A 24,650-nucleotide genomic window follows, 5' to 3' on the forward strand; every position below is an offset into this window, starting at 1 on the left:
GCCGGTCATGGCTCCGGAAGTTGCGGCGCGCGGCGGCGCGCCGGTCAGGAGTCACCCGACACGGTGGAGCTCCACGCCTTCCCGTCGGCCGGGCACGAGCTGCGGTCGGGCGGCAGCGAGCCGTACATCAGGAAGTCGTCGACCTTGCGGTGCACACACTTGGACGAGGTGTAACCGGTGTGCCCGTCACCCTTGTTGTCGAGTACCACGGCCGAGGAACCGAGCCGCCGGGCCGTCTCCTCCGTCCAGCGGTACGGGGTCGCCGGGTCGCCGCGCGTGCCGACCAGCAGTATCCGGGCGGACGGCACGTTCTTGACCGCGTCCCTGATGTAGTCGGTGCCCTTCGGGCGGCCGTAGCACATCAGCAACTGGGTCAGCCGGTAGCGGCCGAAGACCGGGGACGCGGCCTCGTAGGCGGCGCGCAGGTCGGTGAGGTCCCTGGTCACGCGGGCGGCGCTGGGCCGGTCCGGGTCGTCCGCGCAGTTGATCGCCATCAGCGCGGCCGTGAGGTTGTCGATGGGCACCGCCTGCGGATCGGTCAGGCCGGTGCCCTTCCCGCCGGACCCCTCCGCCCGCATCGGCAGTCCGTAGCCGCCCGTGGAGAAGCTGAGCACCCGGCGTGCGTCCCCGTCCTCCACCAGCGCGGCGAGCGCCCGCTCCAGCGACGGCCACATCTCCTTGCTGTACAGACCCTGCCCGATGGCGCCCACCAGGTCCTGGCCGGAGAAGGTGCCGCCGAAGTCCGTGGGCACCGGGTTCTCGTCCAGCGAGCGCACGAGCTGCAGCACCTGCTCGTCCGCCGCCCGCCGGTCCTGGCCGAACGGGCAGCCCACGTCCGTCACGCACCAGTCGAGGAAGCCCTCCAGCGCCGTCTGCTGCCCCTGGGCCCCCGCCACCCCTTGCTCGGACAGCGGTTCGGTCAGCGTGTCCACGCCGTCCAGGGCCATCCGGCCGACCTTGCCCGGGAACTGCGCCGCGTAGACCGCGCCGAGCCGGGTGCCGTAGGAGAAGCCCAGGTAGTCCAGCTTCTTCTGGCCGAGGGCCTGGCGTATGACGTCCATGTCGCGGGCCGCGTTCACGGTGCCTATGTGCTTGAGCACCGGCCCGGAGTACTTGGCGCACAGCTCCGCGGACTGCCGCAGCAGGGTCATCAGTTGCTGCGGGCGGCCGATGTCGACGCTCACGTCCGAGCCGGCGGAGTCCGACGGGGGTTCCTCACCGGCGCCGCAGCTCACCGGGGCGGAACGGCCGACCCCGCGCGGATCGAAGGCGACCACGTCGGAGCCGTTGGTGAGGTCCATGAACTCCTTGCCGCCGGCCGCGAGCTGGGAGACACCGGAGGCGCCGGGGCCGCCGAAGTTCAGCAGCACCGCGCGGTGGGAGGAACCGGTCGTCCGGTAGCGGGCCAGCGCCAGGTCGAGCGTCCCCGTGCCGGGGTGGGCGTAGTCCAGCGGCACGGTCACCTTGCCGCACTGGAGGTCCTTGGGCATGTCCGGGCCCGCGCAGGTGCCCCAGGTGATCTTCTGCTCGTAGAAGCGGGCCATCCCGGGACGGTCGGCCGGGTCCACCCGGCCGGACCGGGGCGCGGCGGCCACCGCCGCGGGCAGGCTCGCGCCGAGCAGCGCCAGGGCGAGCACTCCCGCACCCGCGCCGCGCCGTACGGCGGACCGTCTGGACTGCTTGACCTCGGCCGGCATCGATCGCCTCCCAGGGCGCCACCGCCCGGAACAGGGGCGGCGCCGTCCTCACCATAAGCGGGCCCCGTACGGGTCGCCTCCCGGCCGTCCGGGTGGTGACCCTCGCCCCGGCCGGCCGGGGCGACCCCCCTCCGGCCGGGTGAACGGTCCACCTATCCGCGTGGGCGGCACTGCGACGGCTTGACGTGCGGTTCGAACGACCGTGCCCCCCGATCGGGTGAAAGCCGCGGAGGCCATAACCCGAATGGTCCGGCGGCGTTCTATGTGGTGCGGGTGACTGCCCGCTACGACTCCTGGGAAGGCAGGGAACCTATGAAACGGGCTACCCGAAACGGTGTGATCGGCGTCGCCGCCGCCACCGGTGCGATGGCCATGGCCATGCCGGTGTCCGCCGCTTTCGCGGCTGGTGGTGCCAGCGCCGACGGCGCCGCGGTCGGCTCGCCCGGTGTGCTCTCCGGCAACACCGTCCAGGCCCCGGTCAGCGTGCCGGTGAACGCGTGCGGCAACAGCGTCGACGTGGTCGGCCTCCTGAACCCGGCCTTCGGCAACTCGTGCGCGAACACCGGGTCCGACGCCGGCGTCGGTTCGGGCGCCAGGGGCGGCTCGGGGCACGGCGGCGGCTCGGGGCACAGCGGTGGCTCCGGCCGGGACGCCGGTGTCGGAAACGCCGGTGTCGGCAATGTCGGTGGCGGCGCCACGGCGCACAGCGTCACCGAGGGCTCGCCCGGCGTGCTCTCCGGCAACGGCCTCCAGTTGCCGGTCGACATCCCGGTGAACGCCTGCGGCAACAGCGCGGACGTCGTCGGCGCCCTCAACCCGGCCTTCGGCAACAACTGCGAGAACCACGCCGACACGCCGACCCCGCCGCCCGTGGCGCCGCCCAAGCACCAGCCCCCGGCGCCGCCGAAGCACCAGCCGCCGGCCCCGCCGAAGACGGTCCCGCACACCCCCGTGGCACCGCCGAGCCTCGCGCACACCGGGTCGGACTACGCCGCCCCGGCGCTGGCCGGCAGCGCGGCGTTCATCGTCGCGGGCGCGGCCCTGTACCGGCGTTCCCGCCCGGGCAGCCTGGTCTGATCCCGTTCCACCGCACGGCCCCACCGGACCCAGCACCACTCGGTGGGGCCTTTGTCGTGCCTGCGCCCGGTACGCGCGCGGCCTGAGCGGTCCCGGCGTGACGTGGAGCCGTCCGATCGGGAAGGATGCGGCGCGTGCGACCGTGCCGTACGCCCTCGTCGGCGCACGGCGGCCCGGCCGCGTCCCCGACCCCACGGAAACGGAGCGCAGCGATGACGTCACCGGCCCCCCAGGAGTTCACCGTCACTCGGGCCACCCTCGCCGACTGGCCGGTGATCAGCGGCTGGGCGGCGGCGGAGGGCTGGAATCCGGGTCTCTCCGACGGCCCCGCCTTCTTCGCCCAGGACCCCGAGGGCTTCTTCCTCGGCCGCATCGACGGCGAGCCGGTGTCCGCGATCTCCGTCGTCAACTACGGCACGGACTACGCCTTCCTGGGCTGCTATCTCGTCCGCCCCGACCTGCGCGGCCACGGGTACGGCCTCACCACCTGGAAGACCGCGCTCGCCCACGCCGGGGAGCGCGTCGTCGGCCTGGACGGCGTCGTGGACCAGCAGGCCAACTACCGCCGCTCCGGCTTCGAACTCGCCCACCGCACCGCCCGCTACACCGGCCTGGCCCCGGCGGCCGACCAGCCCACCGGAGTGCGCCACGCCGAGCCCGGCGACCTCGATGCCATCACCCGCTACGACAGCGCCTGCACCCCCGCCGACCGCCCCCGCTTCCTCGCCGAGTGGCTCACCGCACCCGGCCACCACACCTACGTACGCCACGACGGCGACCGCCTCACCGGCTACGGGGTGATCCGCCCCGGCGCGGACTGCCTGCGCATCGGCCCGCTCTTCGCCGACACCGCCGACGACGCGCGCGCCCTGTTCGCCGCGCTCACCGCCGACCACACCGGCCGGCAGATCGCCATCGACGTGCCCGAGCCGAACAAGGCCGGGGTCACGATGGCCCTCGACGCCGGACTCGAGCCCTCCTTCGAGACCGCCCGCATGTACACCGGCCCGGTCCGTGAACACGCCGCCGAGCGTGTGTTTGGCATCGGGACGCTCGAACTCGGCTGATCTCGCGGGCCGTTCGGGGGAAATCCCGTTGCCCGGTCCTGGCCGCGGATGCTGGAGTGCCCCTCATGGACCACTCCGCGGCACTCGCCCGTTACGACCTGGAGATGCGGCAGCACGCCCGCCCCGACGCGCCCGGCGCCCGGATCGAGCGGGCCGGTGCCGTGGTGCGCCAGGTCGCGGGCGAACGGGGCTGGAACGGCGTCGTCTGGTCCGGCCTCGACGCGGCCGGGGCCGACCGCGCCATCGAGGAGCAGATCGCGCGCTTCACCGGGCTGGGACGGGACTTCGAGTGGAAGCTCTACGGCCACGACGGTCCGCCTGACCTGGCGGCTCGGCTCACCGCAGCGGGGTTCCGGGCCGAGGAGCCGGAGACGCTGATGGTCGGCGAGATCGCGGAACTCGCCCTGGAGGAACGGCTCCCGGACGGCGTCCGTCTGGTCCGGGCCGCCGACACCGCGGGCGTCGACCTCGTCGTGGAGGTGCACGAGAAGGTCTTCGGCACCGACGGCACCGCCTTGCGCGCCCATCTGCTGGCCCGCCTCGCCACCGACCCCGGCACGGTCCTCGCCGTGGTCGCGCTGGCCGGGGACGAGCCGGTGGCCTCCGCCCGGCTGGAGCTGGTGCCGGGCGGGGACTTCGCCGGACTCTGGGGCGGCGGCACCGTCGAGAAGTGGCGCGGCCGGGGCCTGTACCGCGCCCTGGTCGCCCACCGCACCCGCGTCGCCGCCGCCCACGGCTGCCGTCATGTCCAGGTGGACGCCTCCGCCATGAGCCGCCCCGTCCTGGAACGCCTGGGGCTGCACGCCCTGACCACCACGACGCCGTACCTGTACGAGGTGTGACGTGAGGGTCAGTGGCGGCGGCCCCGCGTGCGGTCCAGCGCGGCGATGCCGACCGCGGCCAGGGCGATCTGGATCAGCCACTCGATCCAGTCGGGCCCGTCGGTGTCCGCGACACCCAGACCCGCCGCGATGGCCGAGCCCAGCAGGGCGGCCACGATGCCGACGAGGATCGTGACCAGCACGCCGATGTGCTGGCGGCCGGGTACGACCAGCCGCCCGAGCACGCCGATGACTATGCCGATGATGACGGCGCTGATGATCCCTGAAATCTCCATGTCCACCCCTCGTGGTCTCGGCCCCTGCTGCAGTGGCATGTGCCCGCTGCTGACGGAGCCAGTCCACCCGGCGCCGCCACCCAGGAACCCCATCGGAAGGGTGCCCGGGGCGGCGGCCGCCGACGCGGCGGAGCGGTGCGGTTTCAGGAGGCGGGAACCGTGCGCTCGGGGGTGTTCCAGCCGGAGATCCGCACCCGCGGCGCCGAGCCGCGCAGGTCCGCCGTGCGATAGGTGGCGGTGAGCGTCACCGACTCGCCGGGCCAGAGCCCGACCTGGTTGTCCGACCAGCGCACCGGAAGCACCGGCCTGCCCCGCCCGTCGACCAGATGCACGTCCGTCAGCAGCGAGGGCGTCCGGCCGCCGCCCGAGCGGCGCAGGGTCACCGTCGTGGTGGACAGGGCGCCGGAGGCCGAGGTGGCCGCCGCCACCGACACCGGTACCCGCGCCATGGAGGCGAGGCCCTTCAGATCGGCGTAGCCGGTGGTCGGGGTGTGGTACCAGTCGGAGTTCGCCCAGTCGAGGGTGTCGGGCCTGGTGGAGAGCCAGTACACGTTCCGGCTCACCTCCCTGCCGTCCGGGCCGGTCAGCACCAGGCGCAGCAGGTGGGTGCCCGAGGTGCCGCCGACCTGCCGGGGCAGGGTGAACGCGGTGCTGTGGGCGCCGTCGCCGGGGACGCGCATCCCGGCCAGGGTCCGCTCGTAGCGCGGGGTGCCGTCCGGGTCGGACAGGGTCGCCCGTGCGGTGAGGCCGGTGGCGGGGGCGTGCCGGTCGTTGACGACGACCACCGTGCGGTCGTCGTAGGAGTACTGGACGTGCAGCGGCTCGCCCGCCTTCTTGGCGCCGAAGTAGGAGCCGTTCTGGTCGAGATGACGGTCCATCAGTTGCCAGTGCAGTGAGGTCCAGCCGCTGTTGAGCATCCAGTGCACGATCCCGGTCGCGGGCTTGTCGGCGTCGTGGGCGTTGCGGCGGTACGCCTCGAACTCGGCGCGGACGTTCTCGTACTGGGCGAGCTGCGCCTTGCGCACGTAGTCGGCGAGGCCGGTCGGGGCGCCGTAGCGGCCGGTCAGGGCGTCGTCGTAGAGCTTCAGTGTGGAGAAGACGGCCGAGGGGGAGCGGTGGTACTGCTTGGCCGCCGGTTCCTTCCACAGGGTGTCCAGCTCGGCGGGGGTCAGCATCCGGCGCAGGGTGTCCAGTGTGGGGATGCTGGGGCCGGCGCTGGTCTCGGAGTTGAAGCCGGTGGCGCCGCCCTCGCGCTTGGCGTACCAGTAGGCGGGCGGGACCCAGTCGTAGGGGCCGGACATCTTCATGCCCGAACTGCCCAGCTTCGGCGAGGAGTCGTCGGAGGCGGCCGGGATCACCGGGTTGGGCCAGTCGGCCGCGGCGAGGGCGTCCAGGTAGTCCTTCTCGGTCCTGGCGTCGGGGGCGGTGTCGCTGCCGATCAGGAAGGAGATGACGCTCGGGTGGCCGCGCAGCCGGGCCGCCTCTGCGGCCATGGACGCCTTCGCCACCGTGCGGTCGGCGGCGTCCCACTTCTCCCCGTGCCCGTCCTCGTTGAACGGGCCCTCCCACTTGTCGCAGCACTCCCAGCCCGGCAGCGTGAGCACGCCGAGCCGATCGGCCAGGTCGAAGAACTCGTCCGGCTCGATGTGCCCCTCCAGCCGGACGGTGTTCAGCCCGAGGTCGAGGACGTAACGCAGCCGGTCCTCCACGTACCGGCGGTCCCAGCGCAGGAACTGGTCCGGTGACCAGCCGCCGCCCCTGATCTGCAGCGGCCGTCCGTTGATCCGGTACCGGCGGGCCCCGTCCTTGTCCAGGGGTGCGCGGACGTCACGGATGCCGAAGGTCTGGTGCGCGGTGTCGGAGACGGTGCCGGCCACGGAGGCGGTGAGCCGCAGGTCGTAGAGCGGCTGGCCGCCCATGCCGGCGGGCCACCACACCCTCGGGGACGTGAGGTGCAGGCCGGGCACGTCGGCGGGGGAGAAGGCGACCGTGCGCGACTCGTGCGCGGCGAGCGCCACCCGGCGGGTCAGGGTGGTCCCGGCGACCGAGCCGGACACCAGGGCGGTGACCGGCCGGGCGCTGTCGTTGCGCACCCGCGCCCGCACCGTGAGGTCGGCGCCGGCCAGCGACGGCACGGCCAGCTCGGTCACCACACGCGCGTCGGCCAGCGTGACCGGGCCGCCGCGCCGGACCAGGACGTCACGGACCAGGCCCATGTTCTGGTCCGGGGGCGGCTGGAGCCAGTCGAGCCAGCCCATGCTGAGGTCCCGGTCGGGGTCGTTGGGCCGCACCCGGAAGGCGACCGTGTTCCGGCCGGCCCGCACCAGCGGCGTGATGTCCAGCTCGTGTCGCGTGTAGGCGCCGCTCACCTGCGCGTCCGTCGCCACCCGGTGGCCGTTCACGTACACCTCGGCCGCCGGGACGACCCCGCTGAAGTCGAGGCGGGTGCGGCGGGAGGTGTCGTCCACGGTGAAGTCGGAGCGGTACCACCAGGGCACCTGGAAGTCGGCCTTCGGGATCTTGCTCAGGTTGGTCGAGCGGAAGGGGTCCGGATAGCGGCCCTCGGCCAGGAGCGCGGCCAGGACCGTGGAGCGGGGGCCCGCGTGGTGCCAGCCGCGCGCCGGATAGCCGGGGGAGGAGACGGCGGCCGCCGGTTCGCGCACCTTCGCCGTGGACTGGAGGGCGAACGAGGCGAGCGCGGTGGCCGAGCCCGCCTCGGCCGGGACACGGGTCGCCCCGGGCGCCGGACGCGGCGCCGGGGCACGGTCCTCCGGGCCCGCCCAGGCGGTGGTGGTGAGGGTGCCGATCAGGCCGAGGAGCGCGGCGGCCGTGGCGATGCGGCGGCCGGGGGCGGGGCGAGCGGACAGGGCGGACTCCAGCCTCGAGAGGTCACGGAACGCTTGGCCCGGCTCAAGCTAGAAAGCGCCACGAACCGTGTCAAAGACCCCCGGCCTGGACGCGCCGCCCCGGCGCACGAGGAGGCCGGTCCGCTCCGGCGGACCGGCCTCGCGTCCTTCGTCGTCGTTTGTGGGCTGCGTACGGTCCTCCTTCCGTCGCACCGAGCGGACTCGACCGCGTCCGGTGGGCCAGCGGTGGAGTGCCGCGTATCGCGTATCCGTCCATTCTGCGCCTTTTATTCCCGTATGTGTAGGGGGGTTCGGGGAATTCCTCGCACGGGATTCGCATCCCGCCTCAGACGGCCGCCTCCACCGGTTCCAGCCGCTCGATCCCGCGGCGCAGCCGGTGCAGGCCCCGGCGCGCGTGGCTCTTCACCGTGCCCAGCGGCCAGCCCGTGCGGGCGGCGATCTGCGGCTGGGTGAGGTCCTCGTAGAAGGCCAGGTACAGCACCCGCCGCTGGGCCGCCGGGAGCCGCCCCAGCTCGCGCCGGACCAGGAGCCGGTCGAGGACCGTCTCCGGATCGGCGCCGGTCTCGGCGCTGAGCGCGGTGCGGGAGAGGGTCGCGGCCGCCGCCGCGGCCAGTTCGCCCCGCCGGGCCCGGGCCGCCAGCGCGTCGAAGATCTTGCGCCGGGTGATGCCGACGATCCAACCGCCCAGCGGCCCGCGCTCGGGACGGTAGCCCGCGCGGCCCCGCCACACCCCGAGGAACACCTGCTGGGTCACGTCCTCCGCCTCCCCGGCGTTCCCGAGCGCGCGCCGGGCGAGCGCGTACACCAGGGACGACCAGCGCCGGTACACGGCCGCGAGGCAGTCCTCGTCCCCCGCGACCAGGCCCCGCGCCAGCTCCTCGTCGCCGCAGAGGTCCCCGGCCGGGGCCACGGGCGGCGCGGCGGTGGGCGGGGTCGGGTACGAGGTCATGACCTGGCTCCTCGGGTGGGACGTCCAGGTCATCGTGTGAGGCGGCACCGGGCACCGACAACTCGCATCGTTTCTGCGTCGTTCCCGGCGTACAGTCGTCGTATGGACGACGCAGCCGAGGTCCCGGTCCCCGGCGCCGGGCTCACCACGGGCGCCCTGGCCCGCAGACTCGGGGTCTCGCCCACCACCCTGCGCTCCTGGGACCGCCGCTACGGTCTCGGGCCCGCCGCCCGCGCCGACGGCAGGCACCGCCGCTGGACCCCGGACGACGTGGCCGTGCTGGAGGCGATGTGCCGCCTGACCTCCTCGGGCGTGCCGCCCGCCGAGGCGGCCCGCGCCGCCCGCGGCGCCACGCGGCCGCCCACCGTGCCCGCCCCCGCCCCCTCTTCCGGCTCCCGCTCCCGCGCCCCCGGCGCGCTGCCGCTCGGTGACGTGCGCGCGGAGTGCCGGGGGCTGGCCCGTGCTGCCGTCCGCCTCGACGCCCCGGCCGTGGAGGAGCAACTGGACGGTGTCGTCGCCGAGTACGGCCTCACCGTCGCCTGGCAGGACGTGATGGCGCCCGCCCTGCACGCCGTCGGCCGCAAGTGGGCATCCTCGGGCGACCGTTACATCGAGGTCGAGCACCTGCTGTCCTGGCACGTCGCCACCGCCCTGCGCCGCCACACCCCCCGGCTGGGCCCGGCCGGCACCCCCGTGGCCGGGCCCGTCGTGCTCGCCTGCGCCCCCGACGAACAGCACACCCTTCCCCTGGAGGCCCTCAACGCCGCGCTGGCCCAACACGGCGTCCCCACCAGGATGTTCGGCAGTGCCGTCCCCGCCGACGCGCTCGCCGCCGCCGTACGACGCCTGGGCCCGGCCGCGGTGGTGCTGTGGTCCCAGTCCCGCGCGACCGCCAGTCTGCCGCTCGCCCGGCATGTCGCGGGCATCGAGTGGGGCGTACGCGGCGCCCGCCGGCAGACCCTGATGATGCTCGGCGGCCCCGGCTGGGCCGGCCGCTCCTGCCAGGGCATGCTGCGCCCGACCGGACTGGCCGACGCCCTCGACACCCTGACCGCCGCCTACGGCACCGCACCCGGCCGGGACCTCACTCCAGCCCGCGTGCGTGCTTGAACCGCTCCAGCCCGTCCTTGAGGTCGACGATCGGGTCCGGGTAGTCCCCGATCGCGGCCCGGTCCGGCCCGCGCAGCTTCCACGGCTCGTGCACCGCCGGACCCTCGACGTCCGCCAACTCCGCGACCCAGTGCCGGACATAGGCGCCGTCCGGGTCGTACCGCTTGGCCTGGGTCGTCGGGTTGAGCACGCGGTTGGGGCGGCTGTCGGTGCCCGTGCCAGCCATCCACTGCCAGTTGAGCTGGTTGTTGGCCACGTCCCCGTCCACCAGTAGGTCCAGGAAGTGCCGGGCGCCCACCCGCCAGTCCACGTACAGCGTCTTGGCCAGGAAACTCGCCGTCAGCAGCCTGCCCCGGTTGTGCATCCAGCCCTCGTGCCGCAACTGGCGCATCGCCGCGTCCACCACCGGATAGCCGGTACGGCCCTGCTTCCACGCCTCGATGTCCGCCTCGGCCCGCGATCCGGTGCGCCAGCGGTCCCGCTTGGTCCGGTAGTCGGTGTGGGACACCTTCGGCCGCACCGCCAGCACCTGCCGGTTGAAGTCGCGCCAGGCGACCTGCCGTACGAACGCCTCCGCGCCCGCGCCGCCCTCCAGCCGTGCCCGATGCACGAGTTCCACCGGCGAGACGGTGCCGAAGTGCAGATGCGGGGAGAGCCGGGAGGTGGCGTCCCCGGCCATGTCGTCGTGCCGGTCCTCGTACGCGTCGATGCCCGAGCGCAGCCAGGCGGCCACCATCCGGCGGCCCTGTGCCTCCCCGCCCTCGGCGAGCCCCGGCGAGGTGCCCGGTACCGCGTCGCGCGAGGGGAGCTCCTCCGAGCCCACGCCGTCGGGCACGCTCACCTTCCGGGGCGCGCCCAGCGGGTCCCGCAGAGCCTGCCCGGACCAGTGACGGAAGTACGGGGTGAACACGGCGAAGTGGTCCGAGCCGGCCGGGGTCACCACGCCGGGCTCGACGGCACCGGTCACCGTGTCGTGGACGTGCAGCCTGCGCCCGTCCGCCTCCAGCGCGCGGCGCAGGGCGTGCTCGCGGCGGTGCGCGTAACCGCTGACGTCGGCGGCCAGGTGCACCTCGTCGGCGTCCGCCTCGGCGACCACCTTGCACACCTCGGCGACCAGGTCGCCGGAGCGCACCACCAGCCGGCCGCCGCGCTCGCGCAGTCCGGCGTCCAGGTCCCGCAGGCAGTCGGCGAGGAACGCCCGCCGGTTGGGCGCGGCGAAGCCGGCGGTCTCGATGCCGTCGTCGCGCACGAACAGCGGCACCACCTGCCGGGCCCCGTCGAGGGCCGCGCGCAGCGGCGGATGATCGTGCAGACGCAGATCGGAGGTGAACAGGACGACCGAGGTGTTCATCGAACGGCTCCGGAGCAGGGAATGCGGACGGTGGACTCTTCCGGACGAGTGCGCCGGACGGACGCGGCCGTCAACGCCGCGACCGCTTTTTCAGCCTCCGGTTCCTGAGCATCAGACTGCTGAATCCCCGGTTCCTCGGCCTCCGGCTCCTCATCGTCGGGACGGGGCCGTGGACCGCGGCCCGCGCGATGTTGCGGGCCATCCCCCCGAACACGATCGCGTGGAACGGCGACACGGCCCACCAGTACGCCTGGCCCAGCAGCCCGTGCGGATGGAACACCGCCCGCTGCCGGTACCGGCTGCGGCCCTCCCCGTCCGGCTCCGCGTACATCTCCAGCCAAGCCAGCCCCGGCAGCCGCATCTCGGCCCGCAGCCGCAGCAGATGGCCCGGCTCGATCTCCTCGACCCGCCAGAAGTCCAGCGAGTCGCCGACCCGCAGCCGCTCCGCGTCCCGGCGGCCCCGGCGCAGGCCCACCCCGCCCATCGCGCGGTCCATCCAGCCGCGCAGGCTCCAGGCGAGCGGGAAGGAGTACCAGCCGTTGTCACCGCCCACGCCCTCGATGACCCGCCACAGCCGGGGCACCGACGCGTCCACCAGCGTCTCGCGCTCGTCGGTGTACAGGCTGCCGCCCGCCCAGTCCGGATCGGTCGGCAGCGAGTCGCTCGGCGCGCCGGGCACCGACGCGGACGACCAGCGGGTGACCACCTTCGCCTCCCGCACCCGGCGCAGGGCGAGCTGGACCGCCTTGTCGAAGCCGTACGGATGCCCCGGCGGGTCCGACAGATACCGCCGGATGTCGTGCTCGCGGCACACCACCTCGTAGCGCAGCGACTCGGTCAGCGGCCGGGCGATGGAGGCGGGGACCGGGGTCACCAGCCCCACCCAGTGGCTGGACAGTCCCGGAGTCAGCATCGGCACGGACAGGATGAGCCGGTGCGGAAGATGTGCCAACTGCGCGTAGCGCAGCATCATCTGACGGTACGTCAGGATGTCCGGGCCGCCGATGTCGAACGTCCGGTTCACGTCCGAGGGCAGCCGCGCGGAGCCCACGAGCAGCCGCAGCACGTCCTTGACGCCGATCGGCTGGATACGGGTGTGCACCCAGCTCGGGGTCACCATCACCGGCAGCCGCTCGGTGAGGTAGCGCAGCATCTCGAAGGAGGCCGAGCCGGAGCCGATGATCACCGCGGCGCGCAGCACCGCCGTCGGCACACCGGACGCCATGAGGATGTGCCCGACCTCCGCGCGCGAGCGCAGATGCGGGGAGAGCTCCTGCTCCGGCACACCGGCCGGCGTGAGCCCGCCGAGGTACACGATCCGGCTCACCCCGGCCGCCTTCGCCTGCTCGCCGAAGTTACGGGCCGCGCGGCGGTCGGTCTCCTCGAAGCTGTCGCCGCTGGCCAGCGCGTGCACCAGGTAGTACGCCACGTCGACGTCCCGCATCGCCTCCGCCAGCGATCCGGGGTCCGTGACATCGCCCTTGACCACCTCCACGTCACCGGCCCACGGGTGGTCGCGCAGCTTGTGCGGGGTGCGCGCCAGGCAGCGCACCTGGTGCCCGGCGGCGAGCAGCTCCGGTACGAGCCTGCCCCCGATGTAGCCGGTGGCACCGGTCACCAGACAGCGCAGCCCGCCCGCGGAGTCGTCGTCGTTCATCGTTTTCCGGCTCCTTGGCATCGGTCGTTCGCCCGTGGTCCGCCACGGCTCCCGGTGATCCCTTCCCGCCGCACGCGACATGCGGATGCGGGTTGTGCCGGACGGCGTACACCGGCATGTCCGGGTGTTGGCCGGGCACCCGATGAGGTACAGGTTCTGTGTCCCGTCCGAGGCTTCCGCCGGAGGTGTCCGCCGCCATGAGTGCAAAGGTGCTGGAGCGTTTCCCCGCAGGCTCACCCCGCGGCTCCTGGCCCGCGGAGGAGTACGCGGCCGCCCGCCGGGCCGAGGGCGAGCCCGCGACGGTGATCATGGACCTGAAGTCGGACGCGTTCCTGGTCGTGGTCGAGGGCCTCGCGGACGACTGACGCGCCGTCGGCCCGGCGGGTCCGTGCGTCCGTACGTGTTCACTCCCACGGTCGTACCGCTGGACGGTCCACCCACGGTCACCCGGTCAGCGCCCGCAGATGTGCCTGCCGCGTCTGAGCCGTCTGACCCTGGATCAGCAGGAACATCGCCTCGCGGGCCAGGCGTTGGGCCCGGGACGTGAGGGACATCGAGCGGCCGCCGCCCGCCACCACCGCTGCGGTCGTGGCCGTGTCCAGTGCCGCGTACGCCTCCGCCCGTACCGCCAGGCGTTCCTCCGTGCGCTCCAGTGGGGCCGGGTGGTCGGCCAGGGCGTAGGCGCGGGTGCGGATGTCCGCGAGGCGGGGCCGGAGAGGGGCCGCCGTCCGGTCGTCCAGCAGGGACAGGGCCGCCGCGGCGATGCCGAAGACCGCCGGGTTGGTGTTCAGGGTCTTCGCCCGGTCGGTCGGCGCCCAGTCCGCGTACGGGACGCGCAGGGCCACCGACTCCTCGGGCACGCGCAGCCCGTCCAGCTCCAGCGAGACCGTGCTCGCGGCGGACAGCGCGGCCAGGCGCAGGGGAGCGGAGGGGCGCAGCCCCGGTTGTTCCCGCGCGTCCACGAAGGCGAACACCACCTCGTCGTCGTCCGTCAGGCCGGCGAGGAGGAGTACGTCGTTCAGGCCCCAGCCGGTGTACCAGGGCACCGTTCCGTCGAAGCGCAGGCCCGTACCGTCGCGGCGGGCCCGGACCGGGGCCCTCGGGTGGGCCCGCAGTTGGGCGTACGCCACCCCGGACAGCAGTTCCCCACGGGCCAGCGGGCCCAACAGCCGCTCGCGGGCGGCCGGTTCACCGCGTGTGAGGACCTGCACCGGTGTGTGGTGCTGCGACTGGACGAACCAGGTCGAGCCGCAGGCGCCCGCCAGGATCTCCGCGACCTCCCTTGCCACGGCGTCCGGCGCGGCCGAGCCGCCGTACTCGGCGGGGGCGGCCAGGCCCAGCAGCCCGGACCGCTTCACGGCCTCGATGTGGCTCGCGGGCACCCCCTCCTGGTCCACCCGTGCCGCCTCGGGCTCCAGCACCTCCGCGGCGAGCAGGCGGGCGCGGGCGACGAGCGGGTGATCGGTGATCGTCATGCGCGGATTCCTACCCCTCCAGCCCCGTCCGCCACCTGTGGCACACTCCGCCGATGACCTCCGAGACGATCACCGCGGCAGACTCCGGCACCCTCACACTCGGCGACCTCCCCGTCCACCGCGTCGGCCTCGGCACGATGCGGCTGACCGGCAACGCCGCCTTCCACCTGGGCACCCCCGCGGACCGGGCCCGCTCGCTCGCCGTCCTGCGCCGGGCCATGGAACTCGGCGTGAACCACATCGACACCGCCGCCTTCTACTTCTCCTCCCTCCGCTCCGCCAACGAACTCGTCAACACCGCCCTCGCCCCCTATCCGGACGACCTGGTCATCGCCACCAAGGTCGGCCCCTTCCGCGAGCAGGACGGCTCCTGGGGCACCGCCGCCCGCCCCGACCAACTGCGCGGCCACGTCGAGGAGAACCTCCGCCAGCTCGGCCGCGACCACCTCGACCTCGTGTACCTGCGCCGGATGCACCAGGACTCCGTCGCCGAACACTTCGGCGCCCTCGCGGAGTTGAGGCAGGCCGGCCTCATCCGGCACCTGGGTGTCTCGGCCGTCGAACCCCGGCACCTCACCGAGGCCCTGGCCATCGCACCGGTGGTCGCCGTGCAGAACCGGTACGGGCTCGACACCCCCGACCCGGAGGCCGACGAGCTGATCGAGCTGTGCGGCGAACGCGGCATCGCCTTCGTGCCGTACTACGCCGTCTCCGGGGAGACCGGCGAGCGCGGCGCGCACGAGCGGCGGGCGGCCGTCGCTGACACCGTCGTCGCGGAGATCGCCGGCGCGCACGGCGCCACCCCCACCCAGGTCCGTATCGCCTGGACCCTCCACCAGGGCCCGCACGTCCTCGCCATTCCCGGCACCGGCGATCCCGCCCACCTGACGGAGAACATCGCGGCCGGCGCCCTGAAGCTCACTGACGACGAACTGGGCCGCCTCGACGCCTTCCACGCGTAGCCGGCCACCGCCGCGGGGATGACTGGCGCCTCAGAAGTTTTACGTATAACCTCTCCCGCTAACCACCCCCACCGGAAGGCTCCGATGCGCCGCGTTGCCCTGGTCACCCTCGTCGTGGACGACTACGACGACGCCATCCGCTTCTACACCGAGGCCCTCGGATTCCGGCTGGCCGAGGACGAGCCCCGCCCGGACGGCTCACGCTGGGTCGTCGTCGAGCCCGGCACCGAGGCGGGCGCCGGCACCGGTCTGCTGCTCGCCCGCGCCAAGGACGACGGCCAGCGGGCCCGGATCGGCGACCAGACAGGCGGCCGCGTCGGCTTCTTCCTGCACACCGACGACTTCGCCCGCGACCACGCCCGTATGACCGCCCACGGGGTGACCTTCCTGGAAGACCCGCGCCACGAGCCGTACGGCACGGTCGTCGTCTTCCAGGACCTGTACGGCAACCGCTGGGACCTCCTCCAGCCCGCCGCCTGAACCCCATCCGCACGACCCGCCGAGGAAGCACGCCATGACCGCGCCCCGCATCGACACCGAGACCCTCCGCCGGCTGCCCAAGGCCGTCCTGCACGACCACCTCGACGGCGGCCTGCGCCCCGCCACCGTCATCGAGCTCGCGGCCGCGGTCGGCCACACCCTGCCCACCACCGACCCCGACGAGCTGGCTGCCTGGTACGTCGAGGCCGCGGGCTCCGGCGACCTGGTCCGCTACATAGGCACCTTCGAGCACACCCTCGCCGTGATGCAGACCCGCGAGGGCCTGCTGCGCGTGGCCGAGGAGTACGTCCTCGACCTCGCCGCCGACGGCGTCGTCTACGCCGAGGTGCGCTACGCCCCCGAGCTGAACACGCGCGGCGGGCTGACGCTGAGCGAGGTCGTGGAGACCGTGCAGGAGGGCCTGGCCGCCGGTATGGCCAAGGCGGCCGCCGCCGGGACGCCGGTACGCGTCGGCACCCTGCTGTGCGGCATGCGGATGTTCGACCGGGTCGGGGAGGCCGCCGCGCTGGCCGTCACCTACCGCGACGCCGGGGTCGCCGGCTTCGACATCGCCGGCGCCGAGGACGGCTTCCCGCCCGCCGACCACCTGGCCGCCTTCGAGGGCCTGCGCGCCGAGAGCGTGCCGTTCACCATCCACGCGGGCGAGGCGTACGGCCTGCCCAGCATCCACCAGGCCGTCCAGGTGTGCGGCGCCCAGCGCCTCGGGCACGGCGTCCGCATCACCGAGGACATCGTCGACGGCAAGCTCGGCCGCCTGGCCGGCTGGGTCCGCGACCGCCGGATCGCGCTGGAGATGTGCCCGACCTCCAACCTCCAGACCGGCTGCGCGACCTCCATCGCCGAGCACCCCATCACCGCGCTGAAGGACCTCGGCTTCCGGGTCACCCTCAACACCGACAACCGCCTGGTCTCCGGCACCACCATGACCCGCGAGATGGCGCTGCTGGTCGAGGAGGCGGGCTGGACCGTGGAGGACCTGCGCACGGTCACCGTGAACGCGGTCAAGAGCGCGTTCATCCCCTTCGACGAGCGCAAGGCGCTCATCGAGGACGTGATCCTGCCGGGCTACGCCGAAGCGCTCTGAATCAGTCCCTTGACGTAGGCGGCCTGTCCGAGGTGCTGTAGATCGTCGGACAGGACGCTCACCAGGCGCACGCCCAGCGTGACCGGCGGCTCCCAGCGCTCGTCCACGACGCGCTCCAGATCCTTGGCGGCCAGGGCGCGCAGCACGCCGAGGGTCTGGTCGTGCACGGCGTCGTAGTACCCGGCCAGCAGGACGGTCGAGGGCACCCGCACCTTGGCGGCCTGCGCGGCGGTGTGGCCGTAGCCGATGTCGTGGTGCGGCAGGTCCAGGTCGAAGCGCTCGGCCCAGTCCCGCGACAGCCACACCTGGTCCAGTCCGAAGGCGTCGGCGATGTGGTCGTCCTGCACCCGGCTGAGATGCCACATCAGCCAGGCGATGGAGTTCGCGCCGGGCGCGGGGGAGTGGTCCAGGTCGTCCGCGCCGAGGCCGTCGAGAACGGTGTGGACTTCTTCCCGGATACGGTCGTAGCCCTCGATGAGGATCTCCTTCGCGTACATGTTCCCACCCTCGCGCATCCCCGCGCCCGGCGCGAGGGCGTGGCGTCAGCCGGGCTCCGCGTCCGGGCTGCCGAGCAGGCCGATCAGCGCGCGGGCGGCCGGGCTGGTGGCCCGCTCCGGCGGCAGCAGGGCCACCGTCTCGTAGGCGGCCTCGTCCACCCCCTTCAGCGGGAGCGCCGTGAGCGAGGTCCGCTTGTGCCGGAAGTGCCGGGGGACCACCGCGATGCCGAGGTTCTCGTCCACCAGGTCCAGCAGGCTGTGCACGTCGTTGACCTCCAGGGCGACCGTGCGGCGCACCCCGGCCGCGGCGAACGCGGCGTCCGTGGCGCGGCGCGGCCCCCAGTCCGGGTGGAAGTCCACGAACACCTCACCGGCCAGCGCGCCGGGGTCCGGCACGGCGCCCAGCACGGCGAGCCGGTGCTCCGGATGGCACAGCACGGTCATCGCCTCGGTGGTCAGCGGCACCGAGCGCAACTGGTCGCCGTCGGCCGGGGTGCGGTAGGCGAAGGCGAGGTCCAGACGGCCCGCCGACACCCCCTCGGCCAGCGCGCCGGTACCGCTCTGCCGCAGCCGGATCTCCACGTCCGGGTGCTCCCGCCGGAACGCCGCCAGCAGCCCCGCCACATGCACCCCGGCGATGCACTGCTCGGTGCCCAGCGTCAGCGTGCCGCGCAGCACGCCCTGCACCGCCGCCACCGCCTCGTGCGCCGATCGCACCTGCGCGAGGATGCGCTCGGCCTCCACCAGCAGCGCCCGCCCGGCCTCCGTCAGCGTCACCCGGCGGGTGGTGCGCACGAAAAGGGGCGCCCGCAGTTCCCGCTCCAGGGACCGGATCGACGCCGACAGCCCCGACTGGGACACCATCAGGCGCTCGGCGGCACGGGTGAAGTGCTGGTCCTCGGCGACCGCGACGAAATGCTGGAGATGACGCAGTTCCATGATTGAGAAGCCTAGCCGCTGAAATCCATCGGATTCTTCTGTTGGACCACTGACCGCGCTCCGGTGAAGAGTGGGGGAGGCTGCCGGGCGCCCAGGTGTCCGGCGCCGGGAAGACCGTGTGCCAACCCCTTATGGAGTCGCGTTGTACACCGCCCACCCCGACCGCTACGCCGACCTGCCCTACCGGCGCTCCGGACGCAGCGGACTGAAGCTCCCCGCACTCTCGCTCGGCCTGTGGCACAACTTCGGCCCCGACCGGCCGGTGGAGACCCAGCGCGCGATCCTGCGCCGCGCCTTCGACCTCGGGATCACCCACTTCGACCTCGCCAACAACTACGGGCCGCCGCCCGGCGCCGCCGAGTCCGCGCTCGGCGAGGCATTGAAGGCCGACTTCACGCCGTACCGCGACGAACTCGTCGTCTCCACCAAGGCCGGCTATCTGATGTGGCCCGGCCCGTACGGGGAATGGGGCTCGCGCAAGTCCGTGCTGTCCTCGCTCGACCAGAGCCTCACGCGGATGGGCCTGGACCACGTCGACATCTTCTACTCGCACCGCTTCGACCCCGAGACCCCGCTGGAAGAGACCATGGGCGCGCTGCACTCGGCGGTCCAGCAGGGCAAGGCGCTCTACGTCGGGGTCTCCAACTACTCGGCGGAGCAGACCCGCGAGGCCGCCCGCATCCTCGGCGAACTCGGCACCCCGCTCCTGATCCACCAGCCGCGCTACTCCATCCTGGACCGGCGCCCGGAGGACCAGGGCCTGCTGGACACCCTGGACGAGCTCCAGGTCGGCTCCATCGTCTACTCCCCGCTGGAGCAGGGTCTGCTCACCGGGCGCTACCTCGACGGCATCCCCGAGGACTCGCGCGCCGCGAGCGACAGCCCGTTCCTGAAGTCCGACGCCGTCACCGAGGACCTGGTCGGCCGGCTGCGCGCGCTGAACGAGATCGCCGCCTCCCGCGGCCAGACCCTGGCCCAGATGGCCCTCGCCTGGGTGCTGCGCGGCGGCCGGGTCACCTCCGCCCTCGTCGGCGCGAGCAGCACCCGGCAACTGGAGGACAGTGTCGGGGCCATCCGGAATCTCGAATTCGACGCGGACGACCTGGCCCGTATCGACGCCATCGTGAAGACGTGAACTCGCTCGAACAGTTGTAGTGGCCGTAGCGGAAGGCGGATGTTTTTTTCGTCTTCACAATTCCTTCGCGTATTTCGGCGCGGGCGGCGCTGAATTCATGCCGAGCCCGAGAAGCGGAGCCCGGAGCAGAGCCCAGGGGGAGCCTCACCCCCTGGGCTCTTTCCATGTGGGGCGGGCAAGCAGGGGCCTTGGCGCGCCGTCGACGGTCGATAATCCGCCAACTAATGGGCGGCACTCCGGTCCTCGACATGATCCGGCCAGAACCGGGCAATGCATATGCCAGCAGAGTGGCCGGAAAGACATGGTGACAGTGTTTCCATTGTGGCGATACTCGAATTGCCAGGGGCACTTCACCGCACAGGAGCCGCACGGAATAGAGAGGGCCCGGTCGGCACACCGGCGAGGCAAACGGGGGAGTGATCGTGCACGATGAATTCCTGTGCCATGTCACCGCGTACGGGATCTGCGGCGGTCAGCGGGTAGGCGTACCGCTCGGCACCTACCGCGCGCCCACCCTGGCGCTCGCCCTGTGGTGGCTGCGGGACCGCGCCTCCTGGATCGCCGAACGCCTGGACCCGAGCCCCGAGGGCGAGAAGATCCCGGCGGGCGCCCTCGTCCCCGTCGCGGACACCGTGGCCGACGTCCCCACCCTGCTGCGCGCCTGGTGTTCGGACGACGTCCGGCAGGAACTGGTCGCGGACGAACTGGCCGGCGGACGTCTGGTGCGCATCGCGGCGAGCGACGACACCACCGAGTACGAGCTCCTCGCCGAGTCGATCGACGCCCTGCGCATGCAGCGCACCGTCCCGGCCTTCGTCGTCCCCGTCGCCTGAGCGTGAAAGCCCAGGTGCGGCCCGGTTCCGGCGGGCCCGGCCGCGGTGCGCGCACGGCGGACGCATCAGGGGGGAATGCGCGGGCCGAGTCGGGGTACCAGCATCAGAGGTAACAGGCGACCGGCGGGACCGGGCTTTTCGAGAGAGACACCATGACCGAACACCTGGGCGTGGCAGTGGCAGTGATACCGACTGGTTTCGACGTACCCGTGGAACCCCTTCGGCGTGCGGCGCACTACACCGGAGAACCGGGCTGCATCGCCGACGCGCGGGCCTTCGCCGCCCGCTTCCTGGAACAGTTGCGGACCGAGTGGTGTGCCACCGTCGACAGCCGCACGGGCGGGGAACTGCTCCTGGTCGTCAGCGAGCTGGTCACCAACGCCGACCGGCACAGCAGGGGCCCGTACATCCTGGAGCTCGAGGGTACGGACAGCGCGGTCAGCGTCTCGGTGTACGACAGCAGCGTGGCCCTTCCCCGCTTCTTCCCCAAGGACCCCGAGCGCGTCGGCCACCACGGCCTGGAGATCGTGCGCGCGGTGGCCTCGGAGATCACCGTGGACCGTGTGCCGGTGGGCAAGCGGGTGCGCGCGCTGATCCGCTTCGACGGCTGAGCGGCCGGCTCCACCAGGGCTCCGGTATCCAGAGAACGCCGACCGGCTTCGCGGTCGGCGTGTTCGTGTGCCCGCGCGACGGCCCTGAGGGTGCGGTCCCCTGAGATCCGGTGAGATCGCTGGAACATGAGCAGACATGACAAAGGGCGGCCCGGCCGGACCGGACCGCCCTTGTTCACATCAGGACGTCAGAGCGTCGGACGCTCAGGCGCAGCCCAGCTCGCCGAGCATGCCCTGGCGCAGCCGCGCGATGATGCGCTTGATCAGACGGGAGACGTGCATCTGGGAGCAGCCGAGCTTCTCGCCGATCTCCGCCTGGGTGGCCTCCTCCACGAACCGCATGTGGATGATCTGCCGGTCGCGGTCGCTCAGTTCGGCCATCAGCGGGGCGAGGGCGTGGAAGTCCTCCACCAGCCGCAGGCCCTCCTCCTCGACGCCGATGAAGTCCGCGAGGACCGCTTCGCCGTCCTCGCGGCCGTCGCCGGTGAGGGCGGCGTCCAGCGAGCTGGAGTTGTAGCCGTTGGAGGCGAGCTGGCCCTCGACGACCTGCTCCTCGGTGATGTTCATCAGCGTGGCTAGTTCCGCCACGGTCGGGTCGCGGTCCAGCCGGCTCGACAGCTCCTCGCGGGCCTTGGCCAGCTCCACGCGCAGCTCCTGGAGCCGGCGCGGCACGTGCACCGCCCAGGTGGTGTCGCGGAAGAACCGCTTGATCTCGCCCACGATGTACGGCAGCGCGAAGGAGGTGAACTCCACCTCACGCGACACCTCGAACCGGTCGATCGCCTTGATCAGGCCGATCATGCCGGTCTGGACGATGTCCTCCATGTCGTCGCCCCGGCCCCGGAAACGCCCGGCGGCGAAGCGCACCAGCGACATGTTCATCTCGATGAGGGTGTTGCGCGCGTACTGGTATTCGTGCGTGCCCTCTTCGAGCTCTGCCAGACGGCGGAAGAACTGCCGTGACAGGGCCCGCGCGTCCCGCGGGGCCACGGACGCGGGGTCCGCGATGCCAGGAAGGATCTCCTCGTCCGTCCTGTCCTGCGCGGCCTTCTCCGCGACCTCTGCCTGTGACCGGATGCCGACGGCGGTGTCCATTACCTCTCCCACGTAAGTCACGGTTCGACGACTGCTCCCGTGGCCCCGGTTGCCCGAGGCCACGGTTGCCGCGTGGTCCCCGGCTACCCGGAAAACCCCGCCCCATGCACGTCTTCTCTCACGGGCCGGGTACCCCCGGTCACGCGACGCATGCAGACGAATTTCGACGTGGCTCAAAGTCGACGAAGTGGCTTGATCTTATCGTCGCCCGACCGATGAGTCCGGGTGCGGGGGGCGGTCGGTACAGGTGAGCGCGCGTCCGGCGCGGCGAACACACCGGGAGATGCCCATGAGCACCGACGGATTCACCACATGTCTCTGGTTCGACGGCCAGGCCGAGGAGGCGGCGCACTACTACGTATCCGTCTTCAAGGACTCCGGTATCGGCCGCGTCACCCACTGGAGCGAGGCGGGGCCCGGTGAGCCGGGGACGGTGCTCACCGTCGAGTTCACCGCCAACGGCCAGAAGTTCGTCGCCCTCAACGGCGGCCCGGAGTTCAAGTTCAGCGAGGCGATCTCGTTCCAGATCCTCTGCGCCGACCAGCGGGAGATCGACCACTACTGGACCCGGCTCACCGAGGACGGCGGCGAGGGCGGCCCCTGCGGCTGGCTCAAGGACAAGTTCGGCGTCTCCTGGCAGGTCTGCCCCGAGCGGCTGCTCGAGATGACCAGCGACCCCGACCCGCAGAAGGCCGCCCGCGCCTTCACCGCCATGATGACCATGGGCAAGCTCGACCTCGCCGCCCTGGAGGAGGCGTACGCGGGCACATGACCGGGCCCGGCGTCCGCTCACACGCTCTCGGCGAGCACCTCGCCGATCGTGTGCCGGGCGTTTTCTGCCAGCACCGGGTTGGTGCGCCGGTAGTAGGGGAGCTGGACCAGGGCGACGGACAGTGCCCAGCCCCGCCCGCGCGCCCACTCGGCGTCGTCCGCGCCCACCGCGTCCCGGAAGACGCCCCGGACCGAGGCGGGCAGCAGGTTCCAGGCCACGATCAGGTCGACGGCCGGATCGCCCACCCCGGCACAGCCGAAGTCGATCACGGCGCTCAGCCGCCCCTCGGCGGTGACCAGCACATTGCCGGGGGACAGGTCGCCGTGCGCCCAGACCGGCGGCCCGGTGTGCGCGGGCGCGGCCAGCGCCCGCTCCCACCGGGCGGTCGCCCCGGCGGTGTCGATCTCGCCCGCGAGCCGGGCCAGCGCCTCGCGGGCCGGCGCGTCCTGACCGCCGAGCGGGCCGCCCCGGTAGCCCTTCGGCGCGTCCGCCGTAGCGGTCCGGCGCAGGGCGGCCACGAACGACCCCAGCTCCCTGGCCAGGCGCTCCGGCTGCTCGACGGCGCCCGCGACCGGATTGCTGCCGTCCAGCCAGCGGTAGACCGACCAGGGCCAGGGGAAGCCGTCGTCCGGCTCCCCGGACCCCACCGGCTCGGGCGCGGCCACCGGCAGGCCGGGGCCCAGCCGGGGCAGCCAGTCCCGCTCGTGCGTCACGTCCGCGACCGCGCCCGGATGCCGGGGGAGCCGTACCACCAGTCCCGGACCGAGGCGGAACATCGCGTTCTCCGTGCCGGACGACCTCAGCCGCGTCACCGGCAGCCTCGCCCACGCCGGGAACCGCCGCGCGACCAGGCGGCGCACCAGCGGCGCGTCGATGTCGATCTCACCCGCACGCATCTTCTGCACACTCACCGGCACCATCCAAGGGCCGCCGGCTCCCCGCTGTCGACCGAAATACCGAAGACCACCGAACGGCACACCGTCCCCGAGCGCGCCGCCCGCCGGGTGGCTAGCGTGATGATCCGGGACGAACCGTCGAGACGAGAGGGCCGACCATGGCCGTGCAATCCGAAGGAACGCCCTGCTGGGCCGACGCGATGTTCACCGACCTGGAGGGCGCCAAGCGGTTCTACGGCGAAGTCCTCGGCTGGACCTTCGGCGAGTCGTCGTCCGAGTACGGCAACTACACCCAGGCGTACGCCGACGACAAGGCCGTCGCCGCCATCGTCCCGCCCATGCCCGGCCAGGAGGGGCAGTCGCAGTGGTGCCTCTACTTCGCCTCACCGGACGCGGCCGCGACCGCCGCGAAGATCCGGGATAACGGCGGCGAGGTGCTGATGGGGCCGATGCCGGTCAGTGACTTCGGCACGATGGTGATCGCCCGCGAGCCCAGCGGCGCCGTGTTCGGGGTGTGGCAGGGCGACGCCCACGAGGGCTTCGAGGCGACCGCCACCCCGGGCGCCTACTGCTGGGCCGAGGTCCTGACGCGCGAGCCGGAGAAGACGGACGCCTTCCTCTCCGGCGTCTTCCCCTACCGGGTCAAGGAGATGGCGGACGAGCACATCGACTTCCGGCTGTTCGACGTCGGCGCCGACGCGGTCCTCGGCCGGATGCGGATGGGCGAGGAGTTCCCGCCCGAGGTCCCCTCGTACGTCAGCGTCTACTTCACCGTGGACGACTGTGACGCGGCCGTGGCCCGCGCCACCGAGGGCGGTGCCGTGCTCCGCTTCGGCCCGATGACCAGCCCCTTCGGCCGGTTCGCCGCGCTCACCGACCCACAGGGCGCCAACTTCTCGGTGATCGACATCACCACCACGGAGGGAGAGACGCCTCGGTTCAAGGACGTCTGACCGGC

At 72.9% G+C, this 24,650-nt stretch carries 24 protein-coding genes; 13 read left to right on the plus strand and 11 right to left on the minus strand.

Going from position 1 to position 24,650, the window contains the following annotated elements; translation table 11 throughout:
• Nucleotides 1–44 precede the first annotated feature (44 nt).
• Entirely contained in the window at nt 45–1,697 is a 1,653-nt protein-coding gene (locus tag HEK131_RS14105) for an alpha/beta hydrolase (protein WP_217464382.1), read from the minus strand.
• 336 nt (nt 1,698–2,033) lie between these two features.
• Here HEK131_RS14105 and HEK131_RS14110 point away from each other — a divergent pair, with 336 nt between their 5' ends.
• The 3 genes from HEK131_RS14110 (at nt 2,034) to HEK131_RS14120 (ending at nt 4,683) form a co-directional block, all read left to right on the plus strand.
• Nucleotides 2,034–2,774 (plus strand): chaplin, encoded by a 741-nt coding sequence (locus HEK131_RS14110; RefSeq protein WP_432215629.1) that lies wholly within the window; start codon nt 2,034–2,036, stop codon nt 2,772–2,774.
• A 212-nt stretch (nt 2,775–2,986) separates the two neighbouring features.
• Nucleotides 2,987–3,841: a GNAT family N-acetyltransferase gene (locus tag HEK131_RS14115; RefSeq protein ID WP_244335398.1), complete on the plus strand. Its 855-nt coding sequence runs from the start codon at nt 2,987–2,989 to the stop codon at nt 3,839–3,841.
• A 65-nt stretch (nt 3,842–3,906) separates the two neighbouring features.
• Nucleotides 3,907–4,683, plus strand: a complete 777-nt coding sequence (locus HEK131_RS14120) for a GNAT family N-acetyltransferase (RefSeq protein ID WP_244335400.1) — start codon at nt 3,907–3,909, stop codon at nt 4,681–4,683.
• An 8-nt stretch (nt 4,684–4,691) separates the two neighbouring features.
• Here HEK131_RS14120 and HEK131_RS14125 read toward each other — a convergent pair whose 3' ends face one another.
• The 3 genes from HEK131_RS14125 to HEK131_RS14135 all read right to left on the minus strand — a co-directional run bounded on the left by HEK131_RS14125 (nt 4,692) and on the right by HEK131_RS14135 (nt 8,774).
• Complete coding sequence (locus tag HEK131_RS14125; RefSeq protein ID WP_217464386.1) at nt 4,692–4,958, minus strand: GlsB/YeaQ/YmgE family stress response membrane protein; 267 nt, start codon at nt 4,956–4,958, stop codon at nt 4,692–4,694.
• A gap of 143 nt (nt 4,959–5,101) precedes the next feature.
• The gene (locus HEK131_RS14130) at nt 5,102–7,825 is read right to left on the minus strand and encodes a glycoside hydrolase family 2 protein (RefSeq protein ID WP_244452015.1); all 2,724 of its coding nucleotides are present in this window, start codon (nt 7,823–7,825) and stop codon (nt 5,102–5,104) included.
• Between the two features lie 325 nt (nt 7,826–8,150).
• On the minus strand, nt 8,151–8,774 hold the full coding sequence (locus tag HEK131_RS14135) for an RNA polymerase sigma factor (RefSeq protein WP_217464387.1): 624 nt from the start codon (nt 8,772–8,774) through the stop codon (nt 8,151–8,153).
• Nucleotides 8,775–8,876: 102 nt separating this feature from the next.
• On the opposite strand from HEK131_RS14135, the gene HEK131_RS14140 reads away from it, so the two are divergent.
• Nucleotides 8,877–9,884: a MerR family transcriptional regulator gene (locus HEK131_RS14140; protein ID WP_244335402.1), complete on the plus strand. Its 1,008-nt coding sequence runs from the start codon at nt 8,877–8,879 to the stop codon at nt 9,882–9,884.
• On the opposite strand, the gene HEK131_RS14145 is transcribed toward HEK131_RS14140, so the two are convergent.
• Entirely contained in the window at nt 9,859–11,235 is a 1,377-nt protein-coding gene (locus HEK131_RS14145; RefSeq protein WP_244335406.1) for a cryptochrome/photolyase family protein, read from the minus strand. The genes HEK131_RS14140 and HEK131_RS14145 overlap by 26 nt on opposite strands.
• Before the next feature lie 70 nt (nt 11,236–11,305).
• On the minus strand, nt 11,306–12,892 hold the full coding sequence (locus HEK131_RS14150; RefSeq protein ID WP_244335408.1) for an SDR family oxidoreductase: 1,587 nt from the start codon (nt 12,890–12,892) through the stop codon (nt 11,306–11,308).
• Nucleotides 12,893–13,089: 197 nt separating this feature from the next.
• Here HEK131_RS14150 and HEK131_RS14155 point away from each other — a divergent pair, with 197 nt between their 5' ends.
• Nucleotides 13,090–13,257 (plus strand): hypothetical protein, encoded by a 168-nt coding sequence (locus HEK131_RS14155; RefSeq protein WP_217464391.1) that lies wholly within the window; start codon nt 13,090–13,092, stop codon nt 13,255–13,257.
• Between the two features lie 78 nt (nt 13,258–13,335).
• Here the strand turns inward: HEK131_RS14155 and HEK131_RS14160 are convergent, their stop codons facing one another.
• Nucleotides 13,336–14,367 (minus strand): acyl-CoA dehydrogenase family protein, encoded by a 1,032-nt coding sequence (locus HEK131_RS14160; RefSeq protein WP_244335411.1) that lies wholly within the window; start codon nt 14,365–14,367, stop codon nt 13,336–13,338.
• Between the two features lie 53 nt (nt 14,368–14,420).
• Between HEK131_RS14160 and HEK131_RS14165 the strand changes: the two genes are divergently transcribed.
• The 3 genes from HEK131_RS14165 (at nt 14,421) to HEK131_RS14175 (ending at nt 16,914) form a co-directional block, all read left to right on the plus strand.
• Nucleotides 14,421–15,329 (plus strand): aldo/keto reductase, encoded by a 909-nt coding sequence (locus HEK131_RS14165; protein ID WP_244335414.1) that lies wholly within the window; start codon nt 14,421–14,423, stop codon nt 15,327–15,329.
• An 84-nt stretch (nt 15,330–15,413) separates the two neighbouring features.
• Nucleotides 15,414–15,809 (plus strand): VOC family protein, encoded by a 396-nt coding sequence (locus tag HEK131_RS14170; RefSeq protein ID WP_217464394.1) that lies wholly within the window; start codon nt 15,414–15,416, stop codon nt 15,807–15,809.
• Between the two features lie 34 nt (nt 15,810–15,843).
• Complete coding sequence (locus tag HEK131_RS14175; protein WP_244335416.1) at nt 15,844–16,914, plus strand: adenosine deaminase; 1,071 nt, start codon at nt 15,844–15,846, stop codon at nt 16,912–16,914.
• On the opposite strand, the gene HEK131_RS14180 is transcribed toward HEK131_RS14175, so the two are convergent.
• Both HEK131_RS14180 and HEK131_RS14185 read right to left on the minus strand, forming a co-directional pair.
• Nucleotides 16,896–17,411 carry a mycothiol transferase gene (locus HEK131_RS14180; protein WP_217464396.1) on the minus strand — a complete coding sequence of 172 codons (516 nt, stop codon included), beginning with the start codon at nt 17,409–17,411 and terminating at the stop codon, nt 16,896–16,898. The two genes, HEK131_RS14175 and HEK131_RS14180, sit on opposite strands and share 19 nt — an antisense overlap.
• A gap of 45 nt (nt 17,412–17,456) precedes the next feature.
• On the minus strand, nt 17,457–18,350 hold the full coding sequence (locus HEK131_RS14185) for a LysR family transcriptional regulator (protein ID WP_244335419.1): 894 nt from the start codon (nt 18,348–18,350) through the stop codon (nt 17,457–17,459).
• 142 nt (nt 18,351–18,492) lie between these two features.
• Here HEK131_RS14185 and mgrA point away from each other — a divergent pair, with 142 nt between their 5' ends.
• From mgrA to HEK131_RS14200, 3 genes are all read left to right on the plus strand, one after another.
• Entirely contained in the window at nt 18,493–19,485 is a 993-nt protein-coding gene (gene mgrA, locus HEK131_RS14190; protein ID WP_244335420.1) for an L-glyceraldehyde 3-phosphate reductase, read from the plus strand.
• A gap of 422 nt (nt 19,486–19,907) precedes the next feature.
• Complete coding sequence (locus HEK131_RS14195) at nt 19,908–20,318, plus strand: hypothetical protein (protein ID WP_217464399.1); 411 nt, start codon at nt 19,908–19,910, stop codon at nt 20,316–20,318.
• Nucleotides 20,319–20,470: 152 nt separating this feature from the next.
• Entirely contained in the window at nt 20,471–20,929 is a 459-nt protein-coding gene (locus HEK131_RS14200) for an ATP-binding protein (RefSeq protein WP_161149007.1), read from the plus strand.
• A 204-nt stretch (nt 20,930–21,133) separates the two neighbouring features.
• On the opposite strand, the gene HEK131_RS14205 is transcribed toward HEK131_RS14200, so the two are convergent.
• Nucleotides 21,134–22,024 carry an RNA polymerase sigma factor SigF gene (locus tag HEK131_RS14205; protein WP_217464495.1) on the minus strand — a complete coding sequence of 297 codons (891 nt, stop codon included), beginning with the start codon at nt 22,022–22,024 and terminating at the stop codon, nt 21,134–21,136.
• A gap of 289 nt (nt 22,025–22,313) precedes the next feature.
• On the opposite strand from HEK131_RS14205, the gene HEK131_RS14210 reads away from it, so the two are divergent.
• Nucleotides 22,314–22,796, plus strand: coding sequence for a VOC family protein (locus HEK131_RS14210; protein ID WP_244335422.1), 483 nt, complete (start codon nt 22,314–22,316; stop codon nt 22,794–22,796).
• A gap of 17 nt (nt 22,797–22,813) precedes the next feature.
• Here the strand turns inward: HEK131_RS14210 and HEK131_RS14215 are convergent, their stop codons facing one another.
• Nucleotides 22,814–23,716 carry an aminoglycoside phosphotransferase family protein gene (locus HEK131_RS14215; protein WP_244335424.1) on the minus strand — a complete coding sequence of 301 codons (903 nt, stop codon included), beginning with the start codon at nt 23,714–23,716 and terminating at the stop codon, nt 22,814–22,816.
• 134 nt (nt 23,717–23,850) lie between these two features.
• Between HEK131_RS14215 and HEK131_RS14220 the strand changes: the two genes are divergently transcribed.
• Nucleotides 23,851–24,645, plus strand: a complete 795-nt coding sequence (locus HEK131_RS14220; RefSeq protein ID WP_244335426.1) for a VOC family protein — start codon at nt 23,851–23,853, stop codon at nt 24,643–24,645.
• The last annotated feature ends 5 nt before the right edge of the window (nt 24,646–24,650 follow it).

The organism is Streptomyces seoulensis (assembly GCF_022846655.1).
Taxonomy (GTDB): Bacteria; Actinomycetota; Actinomycetes; order Streptomycetales; family Streptomycetaceae; genus Streptomyces.